The organism is Caulobacter sp. SSI4214, assembly GCF_012184455.1.
GTDB classification, from domain to species: domain Bacteria; phylum Pseudomonadota; class Alphaproteobacteria; order Caulobacterales; family Caulobacteraceae; genus Caulobacter; species Caulobacter vibrioides_E.
Map to the genome: position 1 here is coordinate 1 of NZ_SZWJ01000123.1, position 10367 is coordinate 10367.

A 10367-nucleotide genomic window follows, 5' to 3' on the forward strand; every position below is an offset into this window, starting at 1 on the left:
CCCGTCTCGCCGGTGCGCAGGCTGGCGCTGATCCACCACAGGCCCGCCTGCGGCAGGGTGACCTTGAAGGCCCCGTCCGGGCCGGTCTTGGTGGTGATCTCGCCGACGGGCTTGGTCGCCCAATGATCGTAGCCGCGCATCACCGTGACCTCGACGCCGGCGGCCGGTTTGCCGTTCAGCAGCAGCTGGAAGGTGGCCGGTTCGGTGGCGACGACGTCCGAGGGATGGGTCACGGGGACCATCTCCAGGTCCTTGCCGGTCGGTTTCAGGGCCTCGCGGGTCGGCTTGTCGCGCGTGACGAAGGTCTCGTTGCGGCTGACATTGCGGATGGTCTTCAAGTCGGCGGCCCCGGCCGGAACCTGCTTGGCGAAGTCCTCGCCCGTTCCGCGGAAGCGCTTGACCTCGCCGTTCTCGGTCCAGCTGGCCATGACCATGGTCGAGACCGAGGCGACCTTCCAGGTGCCCGGCTTGTTGACCTGCACGTCGAAGGTCGAGCGGAACTTGCCCTGCGAACCGTTCTGGACCTGGTCGGCCGCGCCGTCGCTGGCGATCACCTGGATCGAGGTCAGGGCCAGCGGGCGCAGGTCGGGGAAATAGAGCTCGTCGGAGCTGGCGGCGTCGAACGTCACCCAGGCGTTGGAGCCCGAAAGCGTCGTGGTCGACGGCATCACCCAGTTGCGGGCCGCCTGGGCCGTGACCGGAGCGATGGCGGCCGCGCCCAGGGCGACGACGGCGAGCAGGCGGGTCTTGAGGCCCATGGCGCGGTCCTTCCTCACTTCACGGCGACGGTGACGGCGCCCAGCTCGGACGCGCCCTTGGCGGTGCCGGGCTTGCCGGGCTTGCCCCAGGTGAAGGGCACGCGGACGGTCTCGTGACCGCCGGCCTCGCGGGCGGCCTCGACCACCAGCACGTACTGGCCGGGCTTGAGATCCTTCAGCGGGGCCTTGGCGGCGCTGAACGTCACCTTCTGCGGACCCGGCGCGTGGGTGGCGCCGCTGATCCCGTCGGCCGGGAAGGTCATTTCGCGGCCGGTCTTGCGCCACCATTGGCGCATGTCCTTCAGCCACTTCTCGTGGTTGGGCTTGTACCAGACCGCCAGGGTCTGGGAGGGCGCGGCCGCGTCGGTCGGGTTCTCGATCCAGATCGACACGAAGGGCGCGTGGTACTCGGCCACCGTCAGGCGCGGGATGTCGAAATTGACCGAGAGGTCGGCGGCCGAGGCCGGGGCGGCGGCCCCCACGGCGGCGCCGGCGAAAGTCAGCAGGGAGATCGAACGCTTCACGGTGGCTGCCTCAAAGGTGGACGAACAGGATGACGAGGATGACGGGGATCACCAGCCCCAGCCCGACCAGCGGCCAGGTCAACGGGCGCGAGCGGGCGTGGAACTGCAGCAGGATCAGGCCGGTGATCGTGAAGACCACGCAGGCGCCCGCGAAGATGTCGATGAACCAGCCCCAGGCCTTGCCGGCGTTGCGGCCCTTGTGCAGGTCGTTGAGCAGGCTGATGGCGCCGCGCGTGGTCTTCTCGTGCTCGACGGCGCCGGTCGCGCGGTCGATCGAGACCCAGGCGTCGCCGCCGGGCCGGGCCAGGGCGATATAGACCTCGTCGGCCGACCACTCGCCGACCTGTCCGGCCACCTCGGCGCCGACGGCCTTGGCCAGGAAGGGCTCGAACGGGGCGGGCAGGGGGCGCTTGCCGGTCTCCGGGCCCTTGGCCAGCAGGGCCAGAAGATCGGGCGGCAGGGTCGACTTGCGGTCGACGACCACCGGCTTGGCCTCGATCTGGCTGGCGTGGTTCAGCGTGAAGCCGGTCACCGCGAACATCAGCATTCCGATCAGCGACACGGCCGCGCTGATCCAGTGCCACTGGTGCAGCTGCTTGAGCCAGAAGGAACGGCGGTGCTGGTCGGCGGCGGACTTCACGAGCGCTTTTTCACGAGAACCTCGGTGACGGAGGCTCGTCCATACTTGAGAACGAATTGCAATAGCAAGAGCGAAGGCAAAACCTTTCGCTTCCGAGCGGGCCGCACTCGTAGGGATCGATTGTTGCGGGCCTATTGCGCGCCGGCGGGTCGAGCGGTCAAGGGGGCGCCGCGCGCCAGGGCCCCCAGCAGGGCCGAGGTCGCCACCGGCTTGCGCAGAACCGGGCCGCCGTCGACGTCGGGGTCCTGATAACCGGTCAGATAGACGAACGGGATCAGGCGGCGCGACAGCGCCCGCGCCACCGGCGTCACCGGCTGTCCGCCCAGATTGACGTCCAGCACGGCGCGATCGATCAGGGCCGCGTCCACCAGGTCCATCGCCTCGGCGATCGTGCCGACCGGGCCGACCACCACGGCGCCGGCGGCGGTCAGCACCCGCGCCAGCTCCATGGCGACCAGGGCCTCGTCCTCAACCACCAGCACCCGCTGGTCGCGCAGCGCCGGAACGTCCTCGGTCGACAGTCCGGGCCGATAGGGCGGGGTGCTGTCGGCGGCGCGAGGGTGGGCGCCGCCCTGGATGAACAGGCTGGCCTCGAGCCCCTCGGGCCGCCAGTCGATCGCGACGCGCGAGCCGATCTGCTTGACGGCGCTCTGGATCAGCGTCGAGCCGAAGCCCCGCCGCGTGGGCGCGGCCACCGGCGCGCCGGTCTTCTCGCGCCAGACCAGAGTCAGGGTCTGGCCGTCCAGCCAACGCCAGGCCACGGTCAGGCGACCTTCGGGACGGGCCAGGGCCCCGTACTTGCTGGCGTTGGTGGCCAGTTCGTGAATCACCAGCGCCATCGACTGCGCCGCCTGGGCGTCGATCAGCACCGGCGGGCCCTCCAGAACCACCCGCTCGCCGCCGTCAGCGTCGTAGGGCTCCAGCTCCTGCCGCAGCAGGTCGCGCAGGTCGACGCCGCTCCAGCGGGCGGTGGACAGCAGGCTGTGGGCGCGGGCCAGCGAGCCGATGCGGCCCGAAAGGGCCTGGACGTACTGCGCCTTGCTCTCGAACGGCGTCAGCTGGGCCAGGGACTGGACGACCGCCAGCACGTTCTTGGCGCGGTGGTCGACCTCGCGGATCAAGAGGCGCTCGGTCTCGGCGGCGCGCGCCAGGGCCTGGTCGGAGCGGGCGCGCTGGCTGGCGCTCCAGATCAGCTCGGCGACGTCGGCGACGAAGGCGACATCGTCGGCCGAAAAGGCGCGGGGCGCGTCATGGGCCACGAACATGAAGGCCGACAGCGCGCCGGCCTTGACCAGCGAGATCGTCAGGAAGGACCGCACGCCGATGGCGGCGTAGGCCTCCAGCACGTCGGGGTCGTTGGTGCGCGGGTCCAGGGCGACGTCGCCGACCGTCACCGTGCGGCCCGCGTGCATGTCGACGCTTATCGCCGGGCCAAAGTCGCCGAGCCGCAGTCGCCGGCCGCCCAGAAGCCCGACCCCGCTTCGCGGATCGCCGTCGTCGGCGATGATCTCGGTCATGTCGGGCTCGGGCAGCATCTCGCCATAGCCGGCGCGGCCGACGCCCAGTTGCGCGGTCAACAGGCGGGCGGCGATCTGGGCGATGGCGATCGGATCGGGCTCGTCGCGCAGCGTCTGGCCCAGATCCAGGAGGACGGCCCGCCGACGCTCGCCCGCCAGGGCGCGCGCCATTTCCGCCTCGGCCGTCTTGCGGTCCGAGATGTCGGTGATCAGCGCGTAGTAGCCGAGGATCTCGCCCGTCGGCGCGACGTCGGGGACATAGCGCGCCTCGATATGGCGCACGCCCGCGCCCTTGTAGTCGACCTCGCCCTCGAAGGTCAGGCTCTCGCCGGCCATCGCGCGGGACACGTGCTGGCGGACACGGGCATAGGCGTCGTCGCCCAGCACCTCGCGCAGGGTCTTGCCCTCGATCTCGGAGCGGTCGACCCCGAACCAGTTCTCGTAGGCGCGATTGACGAAGCGATAGCGCTCGTCGCGATCGACATAGCTGATCAGGACCGGCACGGCGTCGGCCATCGCCGCGGAGAGGACGGAACGTCTCTCCGACGACGGGTTGCGCGACAGGGCTTGGTCGTCCTGGGACATGCGCGGGCGACGCTCGATCCTCGAAAAAGGGAGAAAGCCAACCTGACACGCCGAGGTCGATCAGGCGGTGAGACAAACGGTCGCATAACCGGTTTTCACGTCCCGTGTGGCCGACTCAGGCGGCGTCGTCTTGTCGAAACGTGACGACCAGAACGTCGCGAACCGCCGGGGTCGACTCGTCGCGGGGGCGGATTGGCGTCACCCCGTGCAGCACGCGGCGATCGTCCAGGAAGACGGCGTCGCCCGGCGCGGTCAGGGTGAAGGCGCCAAGGCTGGTCCCGTCCGGCGCGTAGATGTCGGTGACGCCGCTCTCGACGTTCCGGCGATCCACCAGCATGACGATCACCCAGTCGACCCCGTCGCGGTGCGCGCCCTCGGGCGTGGGCAGGCCCGCCTCGCCGGCCTTGGCCTCGATGCGGAACTGATGCAGCTCGACGTGCCAGGGGGCGGCCGGCGAACCGAACAGCGACAGGCCGGCGGCGATCAGGCCTTGGGTCACCGGGTGGTCGGCGATGGCGTCGGTGACGGGCTCGAACCAGCGCTGCACGCCGCCGTTCAGCGGGTTGTAGTCGCGGCTCTGCCAATGCGGCTGGTGCGGCTTGCGCGCGACCGCGCCGGGCCGGGCCGAGAACGCCGCGAACCGTCGCCGACGATAGCGGCCGCCGTCGGCCATGAAGGTGTCGAGGCCCAGGTCGTTCCAGCTGTCGGCGAAGGCCTTCCACTGGGCGATCGCTTCGTCGCCCAGCAGCGCCTTGGTCTCGTCGGCCTCGAAGCGGATGAAGCCGTCCGCCGCCAGCGTCTCGCGCGCGCTCAAGCGACCGCGTCCGGACGGAAGAACAGACCAAGCTTCAGGCTGGCGGCGATGCGCTCGGCCTTCTGGCCGACAATGGCGGCGCGCGGGGCGTCGAAGATCTCGACGCAGGTCTGGTGGAACAGGTTCAGCCAGGGCGTGAACAGGCCCTCGGTGACGCCCTCGACCGATTGGTGCGCGACCATCGGCTGGCCCTTGTAGCGGCCGGAGGCGTTCAGCACCGACGACCAGAACGCCTTCAGCGTCGACAGGTGGGCGGGCCAGCCGTCCTCGCCGATCGCGGCCTCGAAGATCGGACCCAGGCGGTGGTGACGACGGACGCGGGCGTAGAAGGTCTCGACCAGGCGGTCGATCTCGTCGTCGGTGAACGTGGCGGCGTCGGCGCGGGCCAGGGCGCGGTCTGAAGCGGACATCGCCGCGATATGGGATCTTCCGCTCCGGGACTGAACCCCGGGACGATCAAACTTGGCTTTCGATTGTTACTTAAGGGGGGTCATTCCTCCCCCGCGACGCGGGGGAGGTGGCCCAGAGGGCCGGAGGGGGCAAGCTGGACGAATGCCGCGTTCGCCCCCTCAGTCACTTCGTGACAGCTCCCCCGCGTTGCGGGGGGAGCAACTTATCTAGCCCCTAAACCACCGTCAGCGTCGCCTTCTTCAGGTCGACGGAGTTCGGCCCGACCAGGATCGAGAAGTCGCCGGGCTCGACCACGCGCTTCATGTCGAGGTTCCACATCCACAGATCCGACGGCTTGATCTCGAAGCTCACCGTCGTCCTGGCGCCGGGCGCCAGGGTCACGCGCTTGAAGTGCTTGAGCTCCAGCACCGGACGGGTCACCGAGGCGGCCTCGTCGTGGACATAGAGCTGCACCACCTCGTCGCCGGCGACCTTGCCGGTGTTGGTCACGTCGACCTCGACCTTGACGCTCTCGCCCTGGCCGATCGTGGTCTTGGCCAGGCGCGGGGCCGAGATGTCGAAGGTGGTGTACGACAGGCCAAAGCCGAACGGATAAAGCGGGCGGGTGTCGCCGCCCAGATAGCCGCGACGGGCCGTGGGCTTCCTGTTGTAGAAGATCGGCAGCTGGCCGACGTCGCGGGCGATGCTGACCGGCAGCTTGCCGCCCGGATTGGCGCGGCCGAACAGGATGTCGGCGGCGGCGTGGCCGGTCTCCTGGCCCAGGTACCAGCCCTCGATGATGGCGTCGGCGCGCTCGGCCAGCAGGTTGATCGACAGCGGACGGCCGTTCAGCAGGAAGACGATGGTCGGCTTGCCCAGGTCGAAGATCGCCTTGGCCAGGTCGTTCTGCTGGCCGACCAGGTCCAGGCTCTCGCGGTCGCCCAGGTGGTTGTCGGCCCAGGCCTCGCGGCTGGTCTGCTCGTTGTCGCCCAGCACCATGACCACGACGTCGGCCTTCCTGGCGACCTCGACGGCCTCGGCGATCAGCTTGGCGTTCACGGCGGGGTCGGTGAAGTTGACCTTGTCCTGGGCCCAGACGCGCTGCTCGGTGATCCGCACGGCCTCGGCGTAGTCCAGCTGGAAGCCCTGGGCCTTGGCCTCGGCGGTCAGGCCCTCGAGGATCGACACCACGTGACGCGGCGTATCGGAATAGCCGCCGATCGGCGTGTTCTTGGCGTGGGTTCCCAGCAGCGCCAGGCGCTTGATCGTCTTGCCGTCCAGCGGCAGCGCGCCCTTCTGGTTCTTCAGCAGCACGACGGCCTTGCGGGCGGCTTCGCGGGCCAGGGCGATGGCGTCCGGCGTCGCGGTCTTGGCGTCGGCGGTCTTCTCGTCGCAGTAGGGGTTTTCGAACAGGCCCGCCTGGAACTTCATCTCCAGCACCCGAGCGACGGCGGCGTCGACCTCGAACTGGGGAATGCGGCCTTCCTTCACCAGTTGCGGGATCAGGGCGTAGGCCTCGCCGTCCGGCAGCTCGACGTCGACGCCGGCGTGCAGGGCCATCACCGCCGTGTCGGCCAGCTTGTCGGTCAGCTTGTGGCGGGCGATCAGTTCCTTGATCGCGAAATAGTCGCTCTGGACCGAGCCCTTGTAGCCCCACTCCTCGCGCAGGACCTTGGTCAGCAGCCAGCGATTGGCGTGCGAGGGCACGCCGTCGATCTCGTTGTACGACGGCATGACGGCGCGCACCGGCAGCTCCTTCACCGCGCGCTCGAACGGCGGGAAGAAGTTCTCGCGCAGCGTGCGCTCGGCGATCTGGGCCGGGCCGACATTGGTGCCGTTCTCGGGCTGGCCGTGGCCGGTCATGTGCTTGAGGGTGGCGAAGACCTTGTCCTTGGCCAGCGGCAGGGTCGTCCCCTGGAAGCCGCGAATGGCGGCCAGACCCATCTCTGCGCACAGGTGCGGGTCCTCGCCATAGGTCTCCTCGATGCGCCCCCAGCGCGGGTCGCGGGCCACGTCGACCACGGGGGCCAGGGCCATGTTCGAGCCTCGGGCGCGCATCTCGCGGGCGGCCACGGCGAACACCTTCTCGGCCAGCTCGGGATCGAAGGTCGAGGCCAGGCCGATGGCCTGCGGGAAGCTGGTCGCGTCGCGGGCGACATAGCCGTGCAGGGCTTCGTCGTGCATCAGAAGCGGGATGCCCAGGCGCGTCTTCTCGACGGCCCACTTCTGGGCGGCGTTGGTGTAGCGGGCGGTCTCCAGGGCGTCGCGGCCGACCGCGCCGTCATCGGCGCCGGCGGCGGCGTCGACCACGGTCGCGGGCTTCATGCCCTTGCGGTCGGTCGGGCGCGAGATCTGGCCCAGGCCGTTGGGGAAGTTCCTCGACGCTTCCTCGGCCGAGAACTCGCCGTTGGGGCCGTGGATCTTGGCCTTGGTCAGCCAGATGCCCTGCAGCTGGGCGGCCTTTTCCTCCAGCGTCATCCGCGACAGCAGGTCCTGCACCCGCGCGTCGATGGGCTGGGCGGGATCCTTGTACAGCGGCTTGCCGCCGGCGCTCTTGGCGGCCTTGTCGGCGGCGCGGGCCAGGGCGGGCATGGCGGCGGCGGACAGGGCCGCGAGGCTCGCGCCGAACAGGCGGCGGGTGAGGGTGGCGGTCATCTGGTCGTTTCCCCCTTGGACCCGTCCGGGACAGGTCCTCGATTCACACTTGAAATCGCGATGGCGTCGTCGGCGGTTTCGAGACCGCGCTTGGCGCCACTATGGGGGTAGTTGTCTGACCACTCAAGACAGAAATGGTACCGGTCTCATTTAGCCGGCGCCGCGCTTGGGTCCGCGCCGGACTCCAGACGTGAAAAAGGACCCGCTCAGGAGGGGACGGGTCCTTTTGGTACGCGTTCAGGGGGAATGAACAGGCGGGAGATTGACACAAGTGTCCGCCGCCCGCCCTTGTCCAAATCGTCGCAGGTCGCGATGAGGTCGAGACCTGCCCAAACCGTTACTTGCGCGGCGTCAGGATGTCGCCGAGACGGTCCGGAGCGGTCGCGACGCGCTCCAGGCGCGGGTAGCGCAGGCCGCCGCGATAGTCGATCTTGACCGTCTTGTAGCGGCTTCCGTCCTTGATCAGCAGCTCGACCAGCGGGCCGTCGGCCTTGGCGGCGGCCTTGACCGCGGCCTTCAGCTTGTCGCCCTCATAGGCCTCGCCATTGACCGCCACCACGGTCAGGCCCTGGGTCAGGCCGGCGTTGAAGGCCGGGCCGCCCCACTGCACGTCGGTCAGCACGCCGTCGGCGCCCACCGACAGGCCCAGCGAATAGGCCAGGCTCGTGCCCTTCGAGCGGGCCTCGGCCGTCTTCATGAACTCAGTGGGCGTGTCGGTATAGACCAGCTTGTAGCCGCCGCGCTCCAGGCCATCCAGCGGAGCCTTGGGCTGGACCTCCTGGATGCGGGTCTTCAGGAAGGTCGCCCAGTCATAGGCGTAGACGCCGTTCAGCGCGGCGACGACGTCGTCGAAGGTGTAGGTCTTCTCGTTCCAGGCCCCGTTGTCGACGCCGAAGAAGGCCTTGGCGAAGTCGTCCAGCGACTTCTTGCCGCCGGTCTTCTCGCGGATCAGCGTGTCGGCGTCCAACCAGACCAGCTGACCTTCGGAATAGTAGTCCTCGCTGCGCTGCCAGCTGAGCCACGACAGCGGCTTGCGGTTGGCGATGATCGGGTCGTTGGTGGTGTCCTGCACCGGACGCCAGTCGCGGCCGCGACGGTTGTCGTAGGTGGCGGCCGTGGCGGCGATGGCGTCCATCGCTTGCTGCTTGGTCAGGAGGCCCGAGCGGGCGGCCAGGACGTAGCCCCAGTACTGAGTCTGGCCCTCATAGACCCACATCATGCTGTCGCGCATCGGCACGTTCAGGTTCGGGGTCCACAGGTCGGCGGCGCGGCGGAACTTGCCGTTCCACGAGTGGGTGTATTCGTGGGCCAACAGGTCGCGGCCGACGAACTGCTTGTCCCATTCGTTGAAGTACTTGGGCGAGACGCCGTTTTCCGACGAGCGGTGGTGCTCCAGGCCGATGCCGCCCAGGTTTTCGGACATCGCGACCAGGAAGTCATAGTGGTCGTAGTGATGCGAGCCGTAGAGCTTGTAGGCCTGCTGGACGAGGTCCTTGTGGATCTGGATCTGCTCGGGCTTGGCCTCAAGGTTTTCGGCCTTGTCGGCGACCAGGTTCAGGCGCACCGGAACCGGGCCGGCGGGATCCAGCTCGATCGACTTGAAGTACTTGCCGGCCATCATCGGCGAGTCGACCAGCACCTCGACGCTGGTCGGCTTGAAGGTCGTGACCTGGCCGTCGCTCTTGGCCGTCTCCAGGGCGGTGGCGAACTTCCAGCCTTCGGGCAGCTTGATGCTGGCCTCGATCGGGATCTGGCGGGTGTAGTAGCCGGCCGGATACATCACGACCTGCAGCCATTGCAGGTTCAGCATCTCGGGCGTCACCTCGATGCGGCCGACCTTGCCGTTCACGGCGGTCAGGAACTGGTAGCTGAGCTTCAGCTCGGTCGTGCCGGCCGGGACGTCGACGTGGAAGGCGTGGACCTCGACCACGTCGCGCGTCCACGGGATGCGCTTGCCGTTGGCGGTGACCACCAGGCCGGCCAGCTTATCCAGGTCGTTGCGCGGCGAGTGGCCGCCGGGCACCCACTGCGGATAGTAGAAGACGAAGTCGCCGGCCTTGTTGACCGGGATCGTTGTCGTGACGTTCCAGATCTTGCGGTCCAGGTCCGTGGCGTCGACGGCGATCTTCAGCGGGCCGACATAGGGGACGTCGCGCGGAGCGGCGATCGCCGGGGTCGGCGGCGCCGACTCCGGAAGAGGGACGCTCTGGGCCAGAGCGGCGGTGGCGGCGAGAGACAGGACCGAGACCGAGAAGAACAGCGCTTTCACGAAACACCCCAATGCGGCGCGCGGGTTCGCGTCCCGCGACGAGAAGTCGGGATGTTTGTGGCGTCATCTCTCGCTTGTCGAGGACAAGTTGGCCTTCGAACGCGGAAGGTTGGTGATCGGACGGGTTTCGTTTCGGGCCTGAAACGAAGCGGCGTCCCGGTAACGCGAAAGCGAGGCTCCCCCGCGACGCGGAGGAGCCTTTGGCCTTCCTTAGA

8 protein-coding genes are annotated in these 10367 nt (G+C 68.9%); all 8 read right to left on the bottom strand.

What is annotated here, in order from left to right; translation table 11 throughout:
- Nucleotides 1-758: DUF4198 domain-containing protein (locus tag FCU40_RS21345; protein WP_168077708.1), on the bottom strand; the 758-nt coding region annotated here is incomplete at its 3' end.
- A gap of 14 nt (nucleotides 759-772) precedes the next feature.
- Nucleotides 773-1282, bottom strand: coding sequence for a DUF2271 domain-containing protein (locus FCU40_RS21350; protein ID WP_168077709.1), 510 nt, complete (start codon nucleotides 1280-1282; stop codon nucleotides 773-775).
- 10 nt (nucleotides 1283-1292) lie between these two features.
- Entirely contained in the window at nucleotides 1293-1922 is a 630-nt protein-coding gene (locus tag FCU40_RS21355; protein ID WP_241693679.1) for a PepSY-associated TM helix domain-containing protein, read from the bottom strand.
- A 131-nt stretch (nucleotides 1923-2053) separates the two neighbouring features.
- The gene (locus tag FCU40_RS21360; protein WP_168077710.1) at nucleotides 2054-4024 is read right to left on the bottom strand and encodes an HWE histidine kinase domain-containing protein; all 1971 of its coding nucleotides are present in this window, start codon (nucleotides 4022-4024) and stop codon (nucleotides 2054-2056) included.
- Between the two features lie 115 nt (nucleotides 4025-4139).
- Nucleotides 4140-4838 (bottom strand): 2OG-Fe dioxygenase family protein, encoded by a 699-nt coding sequence (locus FCU40_RS21365; protein ID WP_168077711.1) that lies wholly within the window; start codon nucleotides 4836-4838, stop codon nucleotides 4140-4142.
- Nucleotides 4835-5248: a group III truncated hemoglobin gene (locus FCU40_RS21370; RefSeq protein WP_168077715.1), complete on the bottom strand. Its 414-nt coding sequence runs from the start codon at nucleotides 5246-5248 to the stop codon at nucleotides 4835-4837. The genes FCU40_RS21365 and FCU40_RS21370 overlap by 4 nt, the downstream gene beginning before the upstream one ends.
- Nucleotides 5249-5462: 214 nt before the next feature.
- Nucleotides 5463-7883 carry a glycoside hydrolase family 3 N-terminal domain-containing protein gene (locus FCU40_RS21375; RefSeq protein ID WP_168077716.1) on the bottom strand — a complete coding sequence of 807 codons (2421 nt, stop codon included), beginning with the start codon at nucleotides 7881-7883 and terminating at the stop codon, nucleotides 5463-5465.
- 337 nt (nucleotides 7884-8220) lie between these two features.
- Nucleotides 8221-10164, bottom strand: a complete 1944-nt coding sequence (locus tag FCU40_RS21380; RefSeq protein ID WP_168077718.1) for a M61 family metallopeptidase — start codon at nucleotides 10162-10164, stop codon at nucleotides 8221-8223.
- Between the last annotated feature and the right edge of the window lie 203 nt (nucleotides 10165-10367).

Excerpts from the sequence above, each read along its gene's own strand:
- FCU40_RS21375 (WP_168077716.1), bottom strand. The coding sequence starts at position 7,883 with ATGACCGCCACCCTCACCCGCCGCCTGTTCGGCGCGAGCCTCGCGGCC.
- FCU40_RS21370 (WP_168077715.1), bottom strand. The coding sequence starts at position 5,248 with ATGTCCGCTTCAGACCGCGCCCTGGCCCGCGCCGACGCCGCCACGTTC.
- FCU40_RS21360 (WP_168077710.1), bottom strand. The coding sequence starts at position 4,024 with ATGTCCCAGGACGACCAAGCCCTGTCGCGCAACCCGTCGTCGGAGAGA.